Annotated in this window: 17 protein-coding genes; 6 read left to right on the plus strand and 11 right to left on the minus strand. The window is 62.9% G+C overall.

The window, feature by feature from the left end; genetic code table 11:
* The 4 genes from UW3_RS26860 to UW3_RS0111105 form a co-directional block, all read right to left on the minus strand.
* Positions 1-1,464: DHA2 family efflux MFS transporter permease subunit (locus UW3_RS26860; RefSeq protein WP_010222515.1), on the minus strand; the 1,464-nt coding region annotated here is incomplete at its 3' end.
* Positions 1,461-2,657 carry an HlyD/EmrA/EmrK family protein gene (locus UW3_RS0111095; protein ID WP_010222516.1) on the minus strand — a complete coding sequence of 399 codons (1,197 nt, stop codon included), beginning with the start codon at positions 2,655-2,657 and terminating at the stop codon, positions 1,461-1,463. The genes UW3_RS26860 and UW3_RS0111095, both read right to left, overlap by 4 nt.
* A 39-nt stretch (positions 2,658-2,696) precedes the next feature.
* Positions 2,697-3,170 (minus strand): MarR family winged helix-turn-helix transcriptional regulator, encoded by a 474-nt coding sequence (locus UW3_RS0111100; protein WP_010222517.1) that lies wholly within the window; start codon positions 3,168-3,170, stop codon positions 2,697-2,699.
* 179 nt (positions 3,171-3,349) lie between these two features.
* Positions 3,350-3,955 (minus strand): MiaE family protein, encoded by a 606-nt coding sequence (locus UW3_RS0111105; RefSeq protein WP_010222518.1) that lies wholly within the window; start codon positions 3,953-3,955, stop codon positions 3,350-3,352.
* Between the two features lie 158 nt (positions 3,956-4,113).
* Between UW3_RS0111105 and UW3_RS0111110 the strand changes: the two genes are divergently transcribed.
* Positions 4,114-4,977 (plus strand): universal stress protein, encoded by an 864-nt coding sequence (locus UW3_RS0111110; protein WP_010222519.1) that lies wholly within the window; start codon positions 4,114-4,116, stop codon positions 4,975-4,977.
* A gap of 98 nt (positions 4,978-5,075) precedes the next feature.
* On the opposite strand, the gene UW3_RS0111115 is transcribed toward UW3_RS0111110, so the two are convergent.
* On the minus strand, positions 5,076-5,543 hold the full coding sequence (locus tag UW3_RS0111115; RefSeq protein WP_010222520.1) for a DUF1289 domain-containing protein: 468 nt from the start codon (positions 5,541-5,543) through the stop codon (positions 5,076-5,078).
* Positions 5,544-5,949: 406 nt separating this feature from the next.
* On the opposite strand from UW3_RS0111115, the gene acnB reads away from it, so the two are divergent.
* A complete protein-coding gene (acnB, locus tag UW3_RS0111120; RefSeq protein ID WP_010222521.1) occupies positions 5,950-8,559 on the plus strand; it encodes a bifunctional aconitate hydratase 2/2-methylisocitrate dehydratase in 2,610 nt (869 codons plus the stop codon).
* Positions 8,560-8,699: 140 nt separating this feature from the next.
* Here acnB and prpD read toward each other — a convergent pair whose 3' ends face one another.
* The 6 genes from prpD to UW3_RS0111150 all read right to left on the minus strand — a co-directional run bounded on the left by prpD (position 8,700) and on the right by UW3_RS0111150 (position 17,074).
* On the minus strand, positions 8,700-10,184 hold the full coding sequence (gene prpD / locus UW3_RS0111125; RefSeq protein ID WP_010222522.1) for a 2-methylcitrate dehydratase: 1,485 nt from the start codon (positions 10,182-10,184) through the stop codon (positions 8,700-8,702).
* 51 nt (positions 10,185-10,235) lie between these two features.
* Positions 10,236-11,426 carry a 2-methylaconitate cis-trans isomerase PrpF gene (gene prpF / locus UW3_RS0111130; RefSeq protein ID WP_010222523.1) on the minus strand — a complete coding sequence of 397 codons (1,191 nt, stop codon included), beginning with the start codon at positions 11,424-11,426 and terminating at the stop codon, positions 10,236-10,238.
* 99 nt (positions 11,427-11,525) lie between these two features.
* Positions 11,526-14,114, minus strand: coding sequence for a Fe/S-dependent 2-methylisocitrate dehydratase AcnD (gene acnD / locus UW3_RS0111135; RefSeq protein WP_010222524.1), 2,589 nt, complete (start codon positions 14,112-14,114; stop codon positions 11,526-11,528).
* A gap of 160 nt (positions 14,115-14,274) precedes the next feature.
* On the minus strand, positions 14,275-15,402 hold the full coding sequence (gene prpC / locus UW3_RS0111140) for a bifunctional 2-methylcitrate synthase/citrate synthase (RefSeq protein ID WP_010222525.1): 1,128 nt from the start codon (positions 15,400-15,402) through the stop codon (positions 14,275-14,277).
* 74 nt (positions 15,403-15,476) lie between these two features.
* Positions 15,477-16,367 carry a methylisocitrate lyase gene (prpB, locus tag UW3_RS0111145; protein WP_010222526.1) on the minus strand — a complete coding sequence of 297 codons (891 nt, stop codon included), beginning with the start codon at positions 16,365-16,367 and terminating at the stop codon, positions 15,477-15,479.
* On the minus strand, positions 16,364-17,074 hold the full coding sequence (locus tag UW3_RS0111150) for a GntR family transcriptional regulator (protein WP_010222527.1): 711 nt from the start codon (positions 17,072-17,074) through the stop codon (positions 16,364-16,366). The genes prpB and UW3_RS0111150 overlap by 4 nt, the downstream gene beginning before the upstream one ends.
* Positions 17,075-17,367: 293 nt before the next feature.
* Between UW3_RS0111150 and rloA the strand changes: the two genes are divergently transcribed.
* From rloA to pabB, 4 genes are all read left to right on the plus strand, one after another.
* Positions 17,368-17,904, plus strand: coding sequence for a retropepsin-like aspartic peptidase RloA (gene rloA, locus UW3_RS0111155; protein ID WP_026001282.1), 537 nt, complete (start codon positions 17,368-17,370; stop codon positions 17,902-17,904).
* 5 nt (positions 17,905-17,909) lie between these two features.
* On the plus strand, positions 17,910-19,442 hold the full coding sequence (gene rloB, locus UW3_RS0111160) for an osmotic stress tolerance membrane protein RloB (RefSeq protein WP_010222529.1): 1,533 nt from the start codon (positions 17,910-17,912) through the stop codon (positions 19,440-19,442).
* Positions 19,442-20,419, plus strand: a complete 978-nt coding sequence (locus UW3_RS0111165; protein ID WP_010222530.1) for an alpha-L-glutamate ligase-like protein — start codon at positions 19,442-19,444, stop codon at positions 20,417-20,419. Before rloB ends, UW3_RS0111165 begins: the two co-directional genes overlap by 1 nt.
* A 127-nt stretch (positions 20,420-20,546) precedes the next feature.
* Positions 20,547-21,890 (plus strand): aminodeoxychorismate synthase component I, encoded by a 1,344-nt coding sequence (pabB, locus tag UW3_RS0111170; RefSeq protein ID WP_010222531.1) that lies wholly within the window; start codon positions 20,547-20,549, stop codon positions 21,888-21,890.
* Positions 21,891-21,915 lie beyond the last annotated feature (25 nt).

Below are 21,915 nucleotides of genomic sequence, written 5' to 3' on the forward strand. Positions count from 1 at the left end.
CAAACCGGCGAAAATCCACCCCATCAGGGTGAAGTAATCCACCGTCGACATCATGTACGCCTGGCTGCTGAGCATCCGCTCCAGCTGCGCATACGACTGCCCGCTCGCCCCGCCCAGCTGGTTCAACGCCTCACGGGTGGCCGGGTCAAAGGTGCTGATGTTCTCGCTCAGGTAGGCATGGTGCTGGTCCGCCCGGCGAATCCAGATCCAGGTGGTCAACGACGCGGCAAAACTGCCGCCCAGGGTCCGCAGGAAAGTCGCCAGCCCCGAGCCGTCGGCAATCTGCTGCGGCGGCAGGTCGGAGAGCAGGATGCTCAAGGTCGGCATGAAGAACAGCGCCACGCCGATGCCCATGAACAGTTGCACCAGGGCGATGTGCTGGAAGTCCACTTCGTTGGTAAAGCCGGCGCGCATGAAGCAACTGGTACCAATCGCCAGGAACGCCAGCCCGGCGAGCAAACGCAGGTCGAACCTGTGTGCGTACTTGCCGACAAACGGCGACATCAATACCGGCAACAAGCCGATGGGTGCCACCGCCAGGCCCGCCCAGGTGGCGGTGTAGCCCATCTGCGTCTGCAGCCACTGCGGCAGGATCAGGTTGATGCCGAAGAACCCGGCATAGCCGCCGACCAGCACGATGGTGCCGATGCGAAAGTTGCGGTGCACAAACAGGCGCAGGTTGACCACCGGGTGCTTGTCGGTCAGCTCCCAGATAATGAACACCGCCAGGAACACCAGCGAGATCAGGCTGCCGATGATGATGAAATTCGACTCGAACCAGTCCAGGTCATTGCCCTTGTCGAGCACGATCTGCAAGGCACCGACGCCGATGATCAGGCTCAGCAGGCCGATGTAGTCCATTGGCTGACGGCTGGTGCTGACCGGGCGGCTGCGCATCTGCTGGCGCACCACGGCAGCGGCGAACAGGCCGATCGGCACATTGATGAAGAAGATCCACGGCCAGCTGTAGCTGTCGGTGATCCAGCCACCCAGAATCGGCCCGGCAATCGGCGCCACCACCGTGACCATCGCCAATAGCGCCAGGGCCATGCCGCGTTTGGCCGGCGGATAGACCGCAATCAGCAGGGTCTGGGTCATCGGGTACAGCGGCCCGGCAACGATGCCCTGAAGCACGCGAAAGCCGACCAGCTCGGGCATCGACTGGGCGATGCCACACAGGAACGAGGCCAGCACGAACAGCAGCGTGGCCCAGATGAACAGCTTGACCTCGCCAAAGCGCCGGCTCAACCAGCCGGTCAGCGGCAAGGCAATGGCGTTGCTCACCGCAAACGAGGTGATGACCCAGGTGCCCTGCTCCGAGCTCACGCCGAGGTTGCCGGAAATGGTCGGCAACGCCACGTTGGCGATGGTGGTGTCGAGCACCTGCATGAAGGTCGCCAGCGACAGGCCGATGGTGGTCAACAACAGGCTCGGCGGCGTAAAGGAAGCCTGATTGCCGCTCATCGCTGCGCCGTCTTGCTGGAGCCTGCACTGTTGTCATGGATCAGCTTGGTGATCAGGGTATCGGCCTCGACCAACTGACGGTCGTACACCTGGGTGGCGAACGAAGCCTTCTGCGGCGGCTGCTGGGCCAGGACCGGGCCGCTCTGGTCGTGCAGGTCGACCTCGACCTGGGTCGACAGGCCAATGCGCAGCGGGTGCTTGGCCAGTTGCTCGGCATTGATATGAATACGCACCGGTACCCGCTGGACGATCTTGATCCAGTTGCCGGTGGCGTTCTGCGCCGGCAGCAAGGCAAAGGCGCTGCCGGTCCCGGCGCCGAGGCTGTCGATGCTGCCGTTGTACTTCACCTCACTGCCATACAGGTCGGCAACGATGTCTACCGGCTGGCCGATACGCATGTTGCGCAGCTGGGTTTCCTTGAAGTTGGCGTCGATCCACAGTTGATCCAGGGGGATTACCGCCATGGTCGCGATACCCGGCTGCAGGCGCTGGCCCAATTGCACGGTGCGCTTGGCCACGTAGCCTGTGACTGGCGCCACCAGCGTGGTGCGGGCGTGGTTCAGATAGGCCTGGCGCAATTCAGCGGCGGCGGCCATCACCTCGGGGTGCGACGACACCACGGTGTCATCGACCAGCGCGGTGGTGGTGTTGAGTTGCTGTTTAGCATCATTCAAGGCGCTTTGCGCCGAAGACAGGTCGTCGCGGGCGTGGGACAGTTCTTCCTTGGAGATCGCCCCACCGGCGGCCAGGGTTTGGCGCCGATTGAAGTTCTCCTGAGCTTTTTTCAGCTCGGCCTGGCGCGCGGCCACCTGGGCCTTCTTGCCATCGACGTTGCTGTACAGGCCACGCACCTGGCGCACCGCACGCGCAAGCTTTGCCTCGGCGGCCTGCAGGCCGACCTCGGCATCGCTCGGGTCGAATTCGAGCAGCATCTGGCCTTCGTGGACCAGGTCGCCATCGTCAGCGCCGATGCTGACCACGGTGCCGGTGACCAGCGGGGTGATTTCCACCACGTTGCCGTTGACATAGGCATCGTCGGTCTCTTCGCTCCATCGCCCGTAAAGCTCGTGCCAGGCCCAGACGCCAGCGCCGGCGACGACGATCAGCAACGCCAGGGCCAACAGCCAGGTCTTGCGCTTGCGCTGGTTGTTGAGGTCCTGCGTGGTGTCGTGCGCAGAAGAAGTAGTGGCCATTGCTAATACCTTGGCTGAGTGAATGGGTGAAATGGGCGCTTACTTGGCGCCTAGGCGCATGGCCGCCAGAGTGTCGCCGGAGGCCAGCAGCACCTTGCTCAGAATCGCTTCGAGGGTGGTCAGCTCGCCGGGATCGAGCACGCCCAACAGTTCGTTCATCGCTGCAGCGCCAATCTCTGGCAAGCGGTCGGCCAGTTTCTGGCCCTCCTCGCTCAGCCCCAGGCGAATCTGCCGACGGTCGTCAGGGCAACGGCGGCGCACGATCAGGTCTTTCTGTTCGAGGCGGTCGAGCATGCGCGTCATCGAACCGCTGTCCACCGACAGGTAGCGGCACAGCTCGGCCGGGGTGTCGACGCCGTACTGGGCGACGATGATCAGCACCTTGAACTGCGCGGCGGTCACGCCATGGGGCTGCATATGACTGTCGAGGATGCGGTCTTTGACCAGCGCGGTGCGGCCCAGAAGCATGCCGAGGGTGCAGTTCTGGAAGTTTTCCGGGGTGTAGTGCTGCATGGACACAGATACCTGCTTAGGCAGTAAGTTACATAATGTTACTGCTTAGGCAGCTAACGTCAAGGCATTAATTAGCTAGCTTATTATTTTGTCGATAGAAGGCAATCGCGGGGCAAGCCCGCTCCCACACTGTAGGAGCGGGCTTGCCCCGCGATCAGGCATTCAAAAGAAGTGATTAATCAGACCGGCACGCCGCTATGAAAGCGGAACTCTTCATCCGGGCTGCTGATCAGGTCGGCCTCGACCGCCCTGACCTTCTCCACCACCCGCTCGATATCCGCCGCATCCCCGTACTGATGCGCAAGCTTCAGGTAACCCTGGTAATGCCGCGCCTCACTGTTGAGCAGGCCGTGGTAGAACTTGCCCAGTTCTTCGTCCAGGTGCGGCACCAGCGCGGCAAAGCGCTCGCAACTGCGCGCTTCGATAAAGGCACCGACCACCAGGGTGTCCACCAGCTTCACCGGCTCATGGGTGCGTACCACCCGGCGCAGGCCCGAGGCATAGCGCCCGGCCGACAACGGACGCAGGGCAATCTTGCGCCGCTTCATCAGGCGCAACACCTGCTCGTGGTGCACCAGCTCTTCACGGGCCAGGCGCGACATCATGTTGATCAGGTCCAGGTGCGTGTTGTACTTGGCCATCAGGCTCAGCGCAGTGCTGGCGGCCTTGAACTCGCAGTTCTTGTGATCGATCAGCAGGGTTTCCTGGTCGGCAAGCGCCGCCTGGACCCAGGCGTCAGGAGTAGGGCAACCAAGGAAGGCTTCGATTTCGGGAATAAGGGACATAGGCTCACAAACAGGCAGGGCAAACGGCAAGACCGGCGATTATACCGGCAGTAGCGCCGATCACCAGTGAACTATGCTTGATACATATCAACGCCCGTTGCCGTTGGCGCCGACTATAGTCAGGCATTGGCCGCCATTTATGAAGGGAGTTCACGCTCATGCAAGAAGTACGCAGCATCCTGGTGGTACTGGATCCCGAGCACGCCCACAGCCAGGCGCTGACCCGGGCCAAACTGATCGCCGGCGTCACCGGTGCGCGCCTGCACCTGCTGATGTGCGACAAGAAACAGGACCATGGCGCCCTGCTCAGTCTGCTGGCCAGCCAACTGCATGATGACGGCTATGACAATGTGACCCACGAGCAGGCCTGGCATGACACCCTGCACGAGTCGATCATCGATGTGCAGCAGGCCGAAGGCTGCGACCTGGTGATCAAGGAGCATCGCCCGGACAACCCGCTCAAGCGCGCCCTGCTCACCCCCAGCGACTGGAAGCTGCTGCGCCAGTGCCCGTGCGCGGTGCTGATGGTCAAGAGCGAGCGGCCCTGGACCGGCGGGGTGATTCTTGCCGCCGTGGACGTCGGTAACCACGACGAGGCCCATCGCCTGCTGCACACCAGCATCATCGATCATGGCTACGCGATCGCCAGCCTGGCCAAGGGCGAGCTGCATGTGATCAGCGCCCATCCGTCGCCGATGCTGTCAGCGGCAGACCCGGTGTACCAGCTCAAGGACACCATCGAGCGCAAGTACCGCGAGGAATGCGCAGCGTTCCAGGCCGAGTTCGACATCAAGGACGAGCGCCTGCATGTGGCCGAAGGGCCCGCGGATGTGCTGATTCCCTTTACGGCGAGCAAGTACGGTGCAGTGGTGACGGTGATTGGCACAGTGGCCCGTACCGGGATTTCCGGGGCGCTGATCGGCAACACCGCCGAAGTGGTGCTCGATGCGCTGGAGTGTGATGTGCTGGTGCTCAAGACCGAGGAAGTGAAGGTGCACCTGACGGAACTGGCCAGAAGCTGAGGGCCTCATCGCTGGCAAGCCAGCTCCCACAGGGACTGCATGCACTGATCTTGTGGGAGCTGGCTTGCCAGCGATGGGCTGCAAAGCAGCCCCGGTTTTTAGCCCAAGGCATCCTTGAGAAACCCCGGTGCGATATAGCGCTGGTAATGGGCTTCGGACAGCAAGAAGAATTCCCGATCAATGGCATCGCGCAACTCGGGCAGCTCCCAGTCACGAAACTCCGGCAGCAGCACCATGCCGTAAGCGTCCAGCTCACGGATCACCCGCGCCCCGCGGGCAATCAATTGATACGCCCAGCAATATTCGGACTGGTGCGGCACGAAGCGGATCTTGCGCTGCTCCAGTTGCTGGCGCAGGCGCGTGGCATCAAAGACTTCAAGTTTGGCCACCATGACCTGCACCAGCAATTGCTCCAGGCGCAGCCACACGGCTCGCTTTTCATCTTCGTTGTAGCCGTTCCAGTTGATCACTTCATGGTGAAAACGCTTGCAGCCACGGCACACCAAGTCCCCGTAAACCGTGGAACAGAGGCCGACGCAAGGCGTTTTAATTGACTGATTGGACATGAAAAAATCGACAGCTTGGCGGTGGAACAGGCTGCCATGTTAGCCCTTTGTCTAACGAGGGTCACCCGCTAAAGTCATCCAGCGCGCCTTACCTTTATCGACTTTTTACCGTAGAATCACCCGGCCTTTTTAAGGCAGCAATGTCCGTTAGAAGCTGTTTTCAAAGCGTCACGAGCACAGTTCATCCGGTAGAACGGCGTTGGCCCGGGATATTCGCTTCGCGCATGTCCCGCGCCAGCCCTCATCAGCCTCCGTTCTACAGGCGTAAAACTTTGAAAGCAGCTTCTGTAAGGATTTCCTGCAACCCTGGCTACGCGGCCCAAGAAGCCGTATTGCGCATGGGTGCCGGAATTTCTGGATGAGCGTCCCGGACACCCATTTGGGACCACTGATGAGGGTAATAACTGTGCTTGAAGCCTACCGCAAACACATCGAAGAGCGTGCCGCCCAGGGTATCGTGCCCCAGCCGCTTAACGCCGAACAAACCGCAGGCCTGGTCGAGCTGCTAAAGAATCCCCCTGCTGGCGAAGAAGCAGTCCTCGTCGACCTGATCACCAACCGCGTTCCACCAGGAGTGGACGAAGCCGCCTACGTCAAGGCCGGTTTCCTTTCCGCCATCGCCAAGGGCGAAGCCAACTCGCCGCTGATCGACAAGAAGCGCGCCGTTGAGCTGCTGGGCACCATGCAGGGCGGCTACAACATCGCCACCATGGTCGAGCTGCTGGACAACGCCGAACTGGCCGCCGTCGCCGCCGAACAGCTCAAGCACACCCTGCTGATGTTCGATGCCTTCCACGACGTCGCCGAAAAAGCCAAGGCGGGCAATGCCCACGCCAAGGCCGTGCTGGAATCCTGGGCCGCCGGTGAGTGGTTCACCAGCAAGCCAGCCATCGCTGACAAGTACAGCCTGACCGTGTTCAAGGTCCCTGGCGAAACCAACACCGACGATCTGTCCCCTGCCCCGGACGCCTGGTCGCGCCCTGACATCCCGCTGCACGCCCTGGCCATGCTGAAAATGGCCCGTGACGGCATCGTGCCTGAGCAACAAGGCGCCATCGGCCCGCTCAAGCAGATCGAAGAAGTCAAAGCCAAGGGCTTCCCGGTGGCCTACGTCGGTGACGTGGTCGGTACCGGTTCCTCGCGTAAATCCGCGACCAACTCGGTGCTGTGGTTCTTCGGCGACGACATCCCGTACGTACCGAACAAGCGCGCTGGCGGCTTCTGCTTCGGCTCGAAAATCGCCCCGATCTTCTACAACACCATGGAAGACGCCGGCGCCCTGCCGATCGAGTTCGACGTGTCGAACCTGAACATGGGTGACGTCATCGACGTCTACCCGCACGCGGGCAAAGTCTGCAAGCACGGCAGCGAAGACGTCATCACCACCTTCGAACTGAAGACCCCGGTGCTGCTCGACGAAGTCCGCGCTGGCGGCCGTATCCCGCTGATCGTCGGCCGTGGCCTGACCGAGAAAGCCCGCGCCGAGCTGGGCCTGGGCCCAACCAACCTGTTCAAGCTGCCTGAAGCACCTGTCGACACCGGCAAGGGCTACACCCTGGCCCAGAAGATGGTCGGCAAGGCCTGCGGCCTGCCTGAAGGCAAAGGCGTGCGTCCAGGCACCTACTGCGAACCGAAGATGACCACCGTCGGCTCCCAGGACACCACTGGCCCGATGACCCGTGACGAGCTGAAAGACCTGGCGTGCCTGGGCTTCTCCGCCGACCTGGTCATGCAGTCGTTCTGCCACACCGCGGCCTATCCGAAGCCGATCGACGTCACCACCCACCACACCCTGCCGGATTTCATCCGCACCCGTGGCGGCGTGTCCCTGCGTCCAGGCGACGGCATCATCCACAGCTGGCTGAACCGCATGCTGCTGCCGGACACCGTCGGTACCGGTGGTGACTCGCACACCCGCTTCCCGATCGGCATCTCGTTCCCGGCCGGTTCCGGCCTGGTCGCCTTCGCCGCTGCCACCGGCGTCATGCCGCTGGACATGCCGGAGTCGGTACTGGTGCGCTTCAAGGGCAAACTGCAACCCGGCATCACCCTGCGTGACCTGGTCCACGCCATCCCTTACTACGGCATCCAGAAAGGCCTGCTGACCGTCGAGAAGAAAGGCAAGATCAACGCCTTCTCCGGCCGCATCCTGGAAATCGAAGGCCTGGACGAGCTGACCGTCGAGCAAGCGTTCGAACTGTCCGACGCCTCGGCTGAACGTTCGGCCGCCGGTTGCACCATCAAGCTGCCAGAAAAAGCCGTTGCCGAGTACCTGAAGTCGAACATCACCCTGCTGCGCTGGATGATCAGCGAAGGCTACGGCGATGCCCGCACCATGGAACGCCGCGCGCAAGCGATGGAAGCCTGGCTGGCCAACCCGCAGCTGCTGGCTGCCGACAAGGACGCCGAATACGCCGAGATCATCGAGATCGACCTGGCCGACGTCAAAGAGCCTGTGCTCTGCGCCCCGAACGACCCGGACGACGCCCGTCTGCTCTCCTCCGTACAGGGCGAGAAGATCGACGAAGTGTTCATCGGTTCGTGCATGACCAACATCGGTCACTTCCGCGCTGCCGGCAAGCTGCTGGACAAGGTCAAAGGCTCGATCCCGACCCGTCTGTGGCTGTCGCCGCCAACCAAGATGGACGCTCACCAGCTGACCGAAGAAGGCTACTACGGCATCTACGGCAAGGCTGGCGCGCGCATGGAAATGCCGGGCTGCTCGCTGTGCATGGGTAACCAGGCACGTGTTGCAGCGAACTCGACCGTTGTGTCGACTTCGACCCGTAACTTCCCGAACCGTCTGGGCGATGGCGCCAACGTCTACCTGGCCTCTGCCGAGCTGGCCGCTGTTGCCTCGATCCTGGGCAAGCTGCCAACCGTCGAAGAGTACATGGAGTACGCGAAGAACATCGACAGCATGGCTGCCGACGTTTACCGCTACCTGAGCTTCGACCAGATCGCCGAGTTCCGTGAAGCGGCTGCGAACGCCAAGATCCCGGTTGTTCAAGCGTAAGCTGACTTAGCGTGAAAAAAAGCCCCGCCAATTGGCGGGGCTTTTTATTGCCCTTTGAAAAGCATCGCTGGCAAGCCAGCTCCCACAGGTACTGTATGCACAGGACCACTGTGGGAGCTGGCTTGCCAGCGATGAGCCCCTCAGATCACGAACAAATCCACAAACCGATGCACCGCCGTCACCTCAAGCGCCTGCTGGTCCTTGCACAGGGCAAAAATCTGCGCCGAACGCTGCCCGGTAAAACGCGTCGCCAGGTTGGCCTTGAACTTCTCTTCCAGCAATGGAATCCCCTCGGCCCGACGGCGACGATGGCCAATCGGGTACTCCACCACCACCTGCTCGGTGCTCGAACCGTCATTGAAAAACACCTGCACGGCATTGGCGATCGAACGCTTGTCGGCCTCCAGGTATTCACGGGTAAAGCGCGGCTCTTCGACGATCTCCATCTTCTCGCGCAGGCGGTCGATGATCGGGTGCGCGGCATGGAAATCATCTTCGTACTGCTCGGCCACCAGGTTGCCGAAAATCAGCGGCACGGCGGTCATGTACTGGATGCAGTGATCGCGGTCGGCGGCATTGGCCAGGGTGCCGACCTTGGAGATGATGCGGATTGCCGACTCATGGGTGGTAATGACGATGCGCTCGATGTCATGCAGACGGTTGCGCACCTGCGGGTGCAGGATCACCGCCGCTTCACAAGCGGTCTGGGCATGGAATTCGGCAGGGAAGCTGATCTTGAACAGCACGTTTTCCATCACGTAACTGGCGTATTTTTGCGTCAGGCTGAAGGCGCGCTTGTCTTCAGGCTTGAGCGCCAGATCCTTGTTGGTATGACTGAACAACACATCATAAAAGCCCCACTGCGGCGCACTCAGCACCCCGGGAATACCCATCTCGCCACGCAGGGCGATATCGGCCAGGCGCACGCCACGGCTGGAAGCATCGCCCGCCGCCCAGGACTTGCGCGAGCCGGCATTCGGCGCATGACGGTAGGTTCGCAGGGCCTGGCCGTCGACAAAGGCATGGGAAAGCGCCGCAAGAAGCTGTTCGCGATTGGCGCCCATGAGTTTGGCGCAAACCGCTGTCGAGGCGACCTTGACCAGCAGCACATGGTCGAGGCCGACGCGGTTGAAGGAGTTTTCCAAGGCAATCACGCCCTGGATCTCATGGGCCATGATCATCGCCTCAAGCACCACGCGCATGCTCAAGGGCGCTTCGCCATTGGCCACACGTTTTTGCGACAGGTGATCGGCCACGGCCAGGATACCGCCGAGGTTGTCCGAGGGATGCCCCCACTCGGCGGCCAGCCAGGTGTCGTTGTAGTCGAGCCAACGGACGATGCAACCGATGTCCCAGGCCGCTTTCACCGGGTCCAGGCGGTAGCTGGTACCCGGCACCCGCGCGCCGAACGGCACCACGGTCCCCTCCACCAGCGGCCCCAGGTGCTTGGTGCACTCCGGGAAGCGCAACGCCAGCAGGCCACAGCCCAGGGTGTCCATCAGGCAGTTGCGCGCCGTGTCCAGCGCCTCCGGCGATTCGACCTTGAACTCCAGGACATAGTCAGCGATATCCTGCAGCACCCGGTCGTAGTCGGGTCGGTTGTTCAGATCAACGTTGGCACTCATTTCATTTCTCTCTGTTGACGTCGGTAACAGGGAGCCAAGCGCCGCTACTGGTTAGAAGGCATCACCGGGTACCCGTACCCAGCCCTCCATCAGTACGCGAGCGCTACGGCTCATGATTGCTTTGGTGACAGTCCACTCGCCGTTCACCTGGCGGGCTTCGGCGCCAACGCGCAGGGTGCCCGAGGGGTGACCGAAACGTACGGCGCTGCGCTCACCACCACCGGCGGCGAGGTTGACCAGGGTGCCGGGCACTGCCGCGGCAGTACCGATGGCGACCGCGGCGGTGCCCATCATGGCGTGGTGCAACTTGCCCATGGACAGTGCCCGTACCAATAGATCAACGTCGCCGGCGGCCACGGCTTTACCGCTGGATGACTGATAAGCCGCCGGTGGCGCGACGAAGGCGACTTTCGGGGTGTGCTGGCGCTTGGCGGCTTCGTCGACATGCTCGATCAGGCCCATGCGCACCGCGCCATAGGCACGGATGGTCTCGAACCGGGCCAGGGCTTGCGGGTCGCTGTTGATCGCGTCCTGCAACTCGGTGCCGGTGTAACCGAGGGCCTCGGCCTGGATGAAGATGGTCGGGATGCCGGCATTGATCAGCGTGGCCTTCAGCGTACCGACACCGGGTACCACCAGGTCGTCGACCAGGTTGCCGGTGGGGAACATCGAGCCGCCCTCGCCGTCTTCATCGGCGGCCGGGTCCATGAATTCGAGCTGCACCTCGGCGGCCGGGAAGGTCACGCCGTCCAGTTCGAAGTCGCCGGTTTCCTGGACTTCGCCGTGAGTGATCGGTACGTGGGCAATGATGGTCTTGCCGATATTGGCCTGCCAGATGCGCACCACGGCCACGCCGTCGTGCGGGATGCGGCTGCTGTCGACCAGGCCGGCGCTGATGGCGAACGAGCCGACTGCCGCCGAGAGGTTGCCGCAGTTGCCGCTCCAGTCAACGAACGCGGTGTCGATCGAGACCTGGCCGAACAGGTAGTCGACATCGTGCTCGGGCTTGATGCTGCGCGAAAGGATCACGGTTTTGCTGGTGCTGGACGTCGCACCGCCCATGCCGTCGATCTGCTTGCCGTAGGGGTCGGGGCTGCCGATCACCCGCAGCAGCAGCGCGTCACGGGCGGGGCCCGGGATCTGCGCGCTTTCGGGCAGGTCGTCGAGGCGGAAGAACACACCCTTGCTGGTGCCGCCACGGATGTAGGTGGCGGGGATTTTGATCTGGGGTACGTGAGCCATGGTTGAGTTGTCCTGTGAGTGCTTTGGGGGAGCTATCGCGGGTCAAGCCCGCTCCCACTGAACTGTGGGAGCGGGCTTGACCCGCGATGAGGCCCTACCTCAAACGGCCGCCGATTCAAGGAAGTCCTGGGCAAAGCGCTGCAGCACCCCGCCCGCTTCGTAGATCGACACTTCTTCGGCGGTATCCAGGCGGCAGGTCACCGGCACCTCGACGCGCTCACCGTTGGCCCGGGTGATGACCAGGGTCAGGGTCGCCCGCGGGGTCCGCTCGCCGAGCACGTCGAAGGTCTCGGTGCCGTCGATGCCCAGGGTCTTGCGGTTGGCGCCCGGCTTGAACTCCAGCGGCAACACGCCCATGCCCACCAGGTTGGTGCGGTGAATACGCTCGAAACCCTCGGCGACGATGGCCTCGACACCGGCCAGGCGCACTCCCTTGGCTGCCCAGTCACGGGACGAGCCCTGGCCGTAGTCGGCGCCGGCGACGATGATCAGCGGCTGCTTGCGCTGCATATAGGTTTCGATCGCCTCCCACATGCGCGTGACCTTGCCTTCCGGCTCGATACGCGCCAGCGAACCCTGCTTGACCTTACCGCCTTCCTGGACCATTTCGTTGAACAGTTTCGGGTTGGCGAACGTTGCGCGCTGCGCGGTCAGGTGGTCGCCGCGGTGCGTTGCGTAGGAGTTGAAGTCTTCCTCCGGCAAGCCCATTTTCGCCAGGTACTCACCGGCGGCGCTGTCGAGCATGATGGCGTTGGACGGCGACAGGTGGTCGGTGGTGATGTTGTCCGGCAGCACCGCCAACGGACGCATGCCCTTGAGCGTGCGCTCGCCGGCCAGCGCGCCTTCCCAGTACGGCGGGCGACGGATGTAGGTGCTCATCGGGCGCCAGTCGTACAGCGGGGTGACCTTGGGCCCGGTGTCTTCCTGCACGGCGAACATCGGGATGTAGACCTGGCGGAACTGCTCGGGCTTGACCGCCGCCTTGACCACCGCGTCGATCTCTTCGTCGCTTGGCCAGATGTCTTTCAGGCGGATTTCCTTGCCGTCGACCACGCCCAGCACGTCTTTCTCGATGTCGAAACGGATGGTGCCGGCAATCGCATAGGCCACCACCAACGGCGGCGATGCCAGGAACGCCTGCTTGGCGTACGGGTGGATGCGGCCGTCGAAGTTGCGGTTGCCCGAGAGCACGGCGGTGGCGTACAGGTCGCGGTCGATGATCTCTTGCTGGATGGCCGGATCAAGGGCGCCGGACATGCCGTTGCAGGTGGTGCAGGCAAAGGCGACGATGCCAAAACCGAGCTGCTCCAGCTCGTCATCCAGGCCCGCCTCTTTCAGGTACAGGGCCACGGTTTTCGAGCCCGGTGCCAGCGACGACTTCACCCACGGCTTGCGCACCAGGCCAAGCTTGTTGGCGTTGCGTGCGAGCAACCCTGCGGCAATCACGTTGCGCGGGTTGCTGGTGTTGGTGCAGCTGGTGATGGCGGCGATGATCACCGCGCCATCGGGCATTTGCCCCGGCACTTCCTCCCACTGGCCGGCGATGCCCTTGCTCGCCAGGTCGCTGGTGGCGACCCGGGCGTGCGGGTTGGACGGCCCGGCCATGTTGCGCACCACGCTGGACAGGTCGAAGCGCAGCACCCGCTCGTACTCGGCATTGGCCAGGCTGTCGGACCACAGGCCTGCGACCTTGGCGTAGGTTTCCACCAGCTTGACCTGCGTGTCTTCACGGCCGGTGAGCTTGAGGTAGTCGATGGTCTGCTGGTCGATGGAGAACATCGCCGCGGTGGCGCCGTATTCCGGGGCCATGTTGGAGATCGTCGCGCGGTCGCCCAGGGTCAGGGCGCGGGCGCCTTCGCCGTAGAATTCCAGGTAGGCGCCAACGACTTTTTCCTTGCGCAGGAATTCGGTCAGGGCCAGTACCACGTCGGTGGCGGTGATGCCCGGCTGCGGCTTGCCCGAGAGCTCGACGCCGACGATTTCCGGCAGGCGCATCCACGACGCGCGGCCGAGCATGACGTTCTCGGCTTCGAGGCCGCCGACGCCGATGGCGATCACGCCCAGGGCATCGACGTGCGGGGTGTGGCTGTCGGTGCCGACGCAGGTGTCCGGGTAGGCCACGCCGCGCTCGGCGTGAATCACCGGCGACATCTTCTCCAGGTTGATCTGGTGCATGATGCCGTTGCCCGGCTGGATCACGTCGACGTTCTTGAACGCCTTCTTGGTCCAGTTGATGAAGTGGAAGCGGTCTTCGTTGCGGCGGTCTTCGATGGCGCGGTTCTTCTCGAACGCCTGCGGGTCGAAACCACCGCATTCCACTGCCAGGGAGTGGTCGACGATCAGTTGCACCGGTACCACCGGGTTGACCTGGGCCGGGTCACCGCCACCGTCGGCGATGGCGTCGCGCAGGCCGGCCAGGTCCACCAGCGCGGTCTGGCCGAGAATGTCGTGGCACACCACGCGGGCCGGGAACCAGGGGAAGTCGAGGTCGCGCTTGCGCTCGATCAACTGGCCCAGCGAGGCATTGAGGCTGGCCGGGTCGCAGCGGCGCACGAGGTTTTCCGCCAGGACGCGCGAGGTATAAGGAAGACGGTCATAGGCGCCGGGCTTGATCGCATCGACGGCCGCGCGGGCGTCGAAATAATCCAGGCCAGTGCCCGGCAGGTTCTTGCGAAATTCACTATTCATGGCACAGGGACTCAATCACGGTAAGGTCGAAAGCCAGCTACAAGCCCCAAGCCACTAGCGGCAAGCAAAGCAGATGAGTGGTGCGTCAGCATTTACTGCCGGGGCACATCCCTGCTGTTACTTGCAGCTTGGCGCTTCAAGCTTGCAGCTCGGCCTAGTCTCAGCGTTGTTCGATTGGCACGAACTTGCGCTGTTCGACGCCGGTGTACTCGGCGCTCGGGCGGATGATGCGGTTGTTGGCACGCTGCTCGAATACATGCGCCGCCCAGCCGGTCAGGCGCGAGCAGACGAAGATCGGGGTGAACAGCTTGGTCGGGATGCCCATGAAGTGGTACGCCGAGGCATGGTAGAAGTCGGCGTTGGGGAACAGCTTCTTCTGCTCCCACATGGTCTTGTCGATGGCTTCGGACACCGGGTACAGCACAGTGTCGCCCACCTCATCGGCAAGCTTCTTCGACCAGGCCTTGATCACTTCGTTACGCGGGTCGGACTCTTTGTAGATGGCATGGCCGAAGCCCATGATCTTGTCCTTGCGCGCCAGCATCTGCAGCAGCTCGGTCACCGCTTCCTGCGGGCTCTGGAAGCGCTCGATCAGCTCCATCGCCGCTTCGTTGGCGCCGCCGTGCAGCGGGCCGCGCAGCGAGCCGATGGCGGCCGTGACGCAGGAGTACAGGTCAGACAGGGTCGAGGCGCAAACCCGGGCGGTGAAGGTCGAGGCGTTGAACTCGTGCTCGGCGTAGAGGATCAGCGAGACGTTCATCACCTTGACGTGCAGCGCGCTCGGCTTCTTGTCATGTAGCAGGTGCAGGAAGTGGCCGCCAATGGTGTCTTCATCGCTGCTGCAGTCGATGCGCACGCCATCGTGGGTGAAGCGGTACCAGTAGCACATTACCGCCGGGAACAGCGCCAGCAGGCGATCGGTCTTGTCGTGCTGCTGCTCGAAGGTCAGCTCCGGCTCCAGGGTGCCGAGCACCGAACAACCGGTACGCATCACGTCCATCGGGTGGGCGCTTGCCGGGATGCGCTCAAGCACTTCTTTGAGCGCCTGCGGCAGGTCACGCAGGGTTTTCAGCTTTTGCTGGTACTGGGCCAGCTGCGCCTTGCTCGGCAGCTCGCCGTACAGCAGCAGGTAGGCGACTTCTTCAAACAGCGCGTGCTCGGCCAGGTCGCGCACGTCGTAACCACGATAGGTCAGGCCGGCACCGGCCTGGCCCACGGTCGACAGTGCGGTTTGCCCGGCCACTTGACCACGCAGGCCGGCACCACTGAGTACTTTTGCTTCGGCCATTGTCTTTCTCCTTTCTTGAATTTGTTATGGAATCTCAGGCTGATCGCGGGGCAAGCCCGCGCCTACAGAGGACCTCAGCCCTTTTTCTGGGCGAACAGTGCATCGAGCTTCTGCTCGAACACGTGGTAGTTGATGGCGTCGTACAGCTCCATGCGCGTCTGCATGGTATCGATGACGTTCTTCTGCGTGCCGTCGCGACGCAGCGCGGTGTAGACGTTTTCGGCAGCCTTGTTCATGGCGCGGAAGGCCGACAGCGGGTAGAGCACCAGCGAGACATCGACCGACGCCAGTTCTTCGGTGGTGTACAGCGGCGTGGCACCGAACTCGGTGATGTTGGCCAGGATCGGGGCTTTGACCCGGTCGGCGAAGGTCTTGTACATCGAAAGCTCGGTGATGGCTTCCGGGAAGACCATGTCGGCACCGGCTTCGATGCAGGCAGCGGCGCGGTCCAGGGCCGCTTCCAGGCCTTCGACGGCCAGGGCGTCGGTACGCGCCATGATCACGAAACTGTCATCGGTACGGGCGTCAACCGCGGCCTTGATGCGGTCGACCATCTCCTGCTGGGAGACGATCTCCTTGTTCGGGCGGTGGCCGCAACGCTTGGCGCCGACCTGGTCTTCGATATGAATGGCCGCGGCGCCGAACTTGATCATTGACTTGACGGTACGCGCGACGTTGAACGCCGAGGAGCCAAAACCGGTATCCACGTCCACCAGCAGCGGCAGGTCGCAGACGTCGGTGATGCGCCGTACGTCGGTCAGTACGTCATCCAGGCCACTGATGCCCAGGTCAGGCAGGCCCAGGGAGCCTGCGGCCACGCCGCCACCGGACAGGTAAATGGCCTTGAAACCGGCACGCTGGGCCAGCAGCGCGTGGTTGGCGTTGATGGCACCAACCACCTGCAGCGGGTGTTCGGCGGCAACTGCATCGCGAAAGCGCTGGCCGGGACTACTTTTCTGACTCATGACTCACCTCGTGGGCTGGAAGCGTCCAGATAGTGACGCTCGATGTTGCGTTTGGAGGCGCCGATGTGGCGGCGCATCAAGAGCTCGGCCAGTTCACCGTCACGGTCGGCGATGGCATCGAGAATCCGGTGGTGTTCGGCGAACGCCTGGCGTGGCCGGTTGGGCGTGGCGGAGAACTGGATGCGGTACATGCGCACCAGTTGATACAGCTCGCCGCAGAGCATCTGCACCAGGGTGCGGTTGCCGCTGCCCTGGATGATCCGGTAATGGAAGTCGAAATCGCCTTCCTGCTGGTAATAGCCAAGGCCGGCCTGGAAGGTGGCGTCGCGCTCGTGGGTGTCGAGCACCCGGCGCAGCTCGTCAATCTCGGCTACGCTCATACGCTCGGCGGCCAGGCGGCAGGCCATGCCTTCGAGGGACTCGCGGATTTCGTACAGTTCGATCAGTTCGGCATGGCTGAGCGACACAACCCGCGCCCCGACATGCGGCACGCGCACCAGCAGGCGCTGGCCTTCCAGGCGATGGATCGCCTCGCGCAGCGGCCCGCGGCTGATGCCGTAGGTGCGCGCCAGCTCAGGCTCGGAGATCTTGCTGCCGGGGGCGATCTCGCCTTTGACGATGGCCGCCTGGATACGCCGGAAGACGTTTTCCGAGAGGGTTTCACTGTCGTCTGCCACTGTGCCGGGGGCTTGGGCTGTGTCCAGCATATTGTTGACACCTCATAAATCAATGAGGGCAAAACTAGCCAAATCGGCACCCATAGTCAAAGACAAAATGAATATTGTCGACAATCGTCTAAGAACGAACTTCAAGGTCCCGGTTGTTGTCTGAGTGCAGCCGCTGGCGCCAGCACACCAGCGTGATAGAATGCCGCGCCTCCCGACGGGGCACGAATAGTGTGTCTGTCATCTGTTTATGCAGGTGGCAGGTAAACGAGGAAGCTTGCGCAGTACTGCCAGTGGCCTTGACCCGAACATCGCACAGCACCGCGCCAGGATTTATGAGACTTACGCCCCTCCCCCTGTTGTTCAGCCTCTGTCTGTTGCCGGCCCTGGGCCAGGCTGCGGAAAAGACCGTGTACGGCCTTAATGAATACGCCCGCCTGGCCGATATCGACCTGGAAGTGGCGGCCAAACTCGACACCGGGGCCAAGACCGCCTCGCTCAGTGCCCGCGACATCAAGCGCTTCAAGCGCAACGGTGAGTCCTGGGTGCGCTTCTACCTGGCAATTGACGCTGCCCACTCGCATCCGATAGAACGACCACTGGCCCGCGTCAGCAAGATCAAGCGACGCGCCGGTGACTACGACCCGGACGAAGGCAAGGCCTATACCGCCCGCCCGGTGATTGCCATGAACATCTGCATGGGTACGGCCCTGCGCAGCATCGAAGTGAACCTGACCGACCGCAGCGCGTTCCAGTATCCGCTGCTGATCGGCTCCGAGGCCCTCAAGCACTTCGACGCGCTGGTCGACCCAAGCCTTAAATACGCTGCCGGCAAACCCGCCTGCGCCACTGACGCTCATACCGCAGAGTAATCCTGATGCGCTCTCTTACCCTCCATCTGAAAGTCCTGATTACCGTCCTGGTGCTACTGGGCATCCTGGTCACGGCCTATCAGATCTTCTTTCTCGGCATTCCGGTGACCGAGGATGAAACCGATGACCTGTGGAACATCGACGCCAAGGTCGAGTTCGTCGCCAGCCCCAAGGACCCGGTCAAGGTCCAGATGTTCGTCCCCCCGCTGAGCCGCGACTACGTGAGCCTCAACGAGAGTTTCATCTCCAATAACTACGGCGTCAGCGTCAACCGCGTCGACGGCAACCGCAAGGTGACCTGGTCGGCACGCCGCGCCAACGGCAACCAGACCCTCTACTACCGCCTGGTGCTGACCAAGCGCTATAGCACCGAAAAGGCCAAGATCAAGGGCCCGACCTTCCGCGACAGCCTGGCGGTCGAAGGCCCGGAAAAAGTCGCCGCCGAAGCCCTGATGGCGCCAATCCGCCAGCATTCGGCTGACGTCGAGACCTTCGTCGGCGAAACCATCAAGCGGGTCAACAACCTCAACGACGACAACGTCAAGCTGCTGCTGGCCGGCGACACCTCGTCGCTGAACAAGGCCAAGGTCATCGACCTGCTGCTGTCGATCGCCCACGTACCGGTCGAGAAGGTGCACACCATCCGCCTGGTCGCCGACCAGCCGCAAACCCCTGAACTGTGGCTGCGCAGCTTCAACGGCACCGACTGGCTGTACTTCAACCCGGACACCGGCGAGCAAGGCCTGCCGGCCGACCGCCTGCTGTGGTGGACCGGTGATGACAACCTGATCACCGTCGATGGCGGCAAGAAAGCCAACGTCAGCTTCAGCCTCAACAACAGCGAAATGAACGCCATTCGCCTGGCCAAGCTGACCGACGAGAACACCGACGCCGACTTCCTCGAATACTCGCTGTACGGTCTGCCGCTGCAGACCCAGCAGACCTTCATGATCATGGTGATGATCCCGATCGGCGTACTGGTGATCCTGGTGCTGCGCAACCTGATCGGCATCCAGACCCTGGGTACCTTCACCCCGGTGCTGATCGCCCTGGCCTTCCGCGAAACCCAGCTGGGCTTCGGCATCATCCTGTTCACGGTGATCACCGCGCTCGGCCTGTCGCTACGCTCCTACCTCGAGCACCTTAAATTGCAGATGCTGCCGCGCCTGTCGGTGGTCCTGACCTTCGTCGTGGTGCTGATTGCCGCCATCAGCCTGTTCAGCCACAAGCTGGGCCTGGAACGCGGCCTGTCGGTGGCGCTGTTCCCGATGGTGATCCTGACCATGACCATCGAACGCCTGTCGATCACCTGGGAAGAACGCGGCGGTGGCCATGCCATGAAAGTGGCGATCGGCACCCTGTTCGCCGCCTCCCTGGCACACCTGCTGATGAGCGTGCCGGAGCTGGTGTACTTCGTCTTCACCTTCCCGGCGGTACTGTTGATTCTGGTGGGCTTCATGCTGGCAATGGGTCGCTACCGCGGCTACCGCCTGACGGAGCTGGTGCGCTTCAAGGCTTTCGTGAAGGCTGACGCCTGATGTTCGGTCTCTGGAAAACCTGGAAAGCCCTGGAGGCCCGGGGCATCATGGGTATCAACCGGCGCAATGCGGACTACGTCCTCAAGTACAACAAGCGCCATTTGTACCCGATCGTCGACGACAAGATCATCACCAAGGAGCGTGCGATCCGGGCCGGCATCCATGTGCCGGAAATGTACGGGATCATCTCCACCGAGAAAGAGATCGACAAGCTCGGGGAAATCATCGGCGGGCGCAGCGACTTTGTCGTCAAGCCTGCCCAGGGTGCCGGTGGTGACGGCATCCTGGTGGTTGCCGATCGCTTCGAAGACCGTTATCGCACGGTCTCGGGCAAGATCATCAGCCACGAGGAAATCGAGCACCAGATCTCCAGCATCCTCACCGGCCTGTACTCCCTGGGCGGCCACCGCGACCGCGCGCTGATCGAGTACCGGGTCACCCCGGACCAGATCTTCAAGAGCATCAGCTACGAAGGCGTGCCGGACATCCGCATCATCGTGCTGATGGGCTACCCGGTAATGGCCATGCTGCGCCTGCCGACCCGCCAGTCCGGCGGCAAGGCCAACCTGCACCAAGGCGCCATCGGTGTCGGCGTCGACCTGGCCACTGGCGTGACCCTGCGCGGCACCTGGCTGAACAACATCATCAGCAAGCACCCGGACACCACCAACGCGGTGGACGGCGTGCAACTGCCGAACTGGGACGGCTTCATGAAGCTTGCCGCCGGCTGCTACGAGCTGTGCGGCCTGGGTTACATCGGGGTCGACATGGTCCTGGACCAGGACAAGGGCCCGTTGATCCTCGAGCTCAACGCCCGCCCCGGCCTGAACATCCAGATCGCCAACGACTGCGGCCTGACCCTGCGCACCCACGCGGTGGAGGCGCACCTGGAGCAACTGGCCAAAGACGGCCGCCAGGAGAGCGTCGAAGAACGCGTACGCTTCGCCCAGGAGCTGTTCGGCCACGTGCCGAGCTGAGTGCACATCCTGTCTGCGTCAGCCGGTCCGGCTGGCGCAGGCTGGAGACTCAATGTCGTAGTCAGCGCTAGGAGCATTTCCTACAGAGGACTACAATCGCCTCCCCGCATTCATAGCTGTTACTTGCATGCCGACCTGTACGCTCCACCCCCTGCCCTACCAGGCCGATCCCGCGGCCTACTTTGCGCGCATCCGCAAGGCGCCCGGAGCCGTGCTGCTCGACAGCGCCCGACCGACGGCCGAACGCGGTCGCTTTGACCTGCTCAGCGCCTGGCCGCTGCAGACCCTGGCACCCACGGTGGATGAAAGCGGCAGCGCTTACCTGCAGCGCCTGCGTGACAGCCTGACGCAACTGGGCCGGGCGCAGGTACCCGATGGCGTCGAATTACCGTTTGCCGGTGGTCTGATCGGTTATTTGAGCTACGATTTCGGCCGACGCCTGGAGCACCTGCCCAGCGTTGCCGTCGACGATCTGGGCCTGGCCGATGCCAGCCTTGGCCTGTATGCCTGGGCGCTGATCAGCGATCACCAGCAACAGCACAGCCAGCTGCTGTTCCACCCAAGCCTGGCCGAGGCCGAGCGTCAACGCCTGATCGAACTGTTCGAGGCACCAGCCACTGTCGACACCGCCAGCTTTGCGCTGCAGGCGCCAATGCGCGGCGATATCAGCGCAGAACACTACCGCCAGGCCTTTGACCGGGTGCAGCAGTACATCCATGCCGGCGACTGCTACCAGATCAACCTCACCCAGCGCTTTCGCGCCCCCTGCCAGGGCGACCCCTGGCATGCCTACCAGGCCCTGCGCCAGGCTTGCCCGACGCCGTATTCGGGGTTCCAGCTGCTGGCCGATGGCAGCGCGCTGCTGAGCTTCTCGCCAGAGCGCTTCATCCGCGTCAGTAACGGCCAGGTCGAAACCCGGCCGATCAAGGGCACCCGCCCACGCAGCAGCGATGCCGGCGAAGATGCACGCAACGCCGCCGAACTGCTGGGTAGCAGCAAGGATCGCGCAGAAAACCTGATGATCGTCGATCTGCTGCGCAACGACCTGGGGCGCACCTGCGAGATCGGCTCGGTAAAAGTGCCGGAGCTGTTCAGCCTCGAGAGCTACCCCAACGTGCATCACCTGGTCAGCAGCGTCACCGGGCGCCTGGCGGCCGGCAAGGACGCCCTGGACCTGATCGCCGACAGCTTCCCCGGTGGCTCGATCACCGGCGCGCCGAAAATCCGCGCCATGCAGATCATCGACGAGCTGGAGCCCAGCCGCCGGGCGCTGTATTGCGGGTCACTGTTGTATGTGGACGTGCGCGGAGAAATGGACAGCTCGATTGCCATCCGCAGCCTGCTGGTCAAGGACGCCCAAGTGTGCTGCTGGGGGGGTGGCGCAGTGGTGGCGGATTCGGACTGGCAGGCGGAGTACGAAGAGTCGATCACCAAGGTCAAGGTGTTGCTCGAGACCTTGCAAAGTCTCTAAAAGCATCGCTGGCAAGCCAGCTCCC

Source organism: Pseudomonas donghuensis, assembly GCF_000259195.1.
In the GTDB taxonomy this organism is placed as follows: Bacteria; Pseudomonadota; Gammaproteobacteria; order Pseudomonadales; family Pseudomonadaceae; genus Aquipseudomonas; species Aquipseudomonas donghuensis.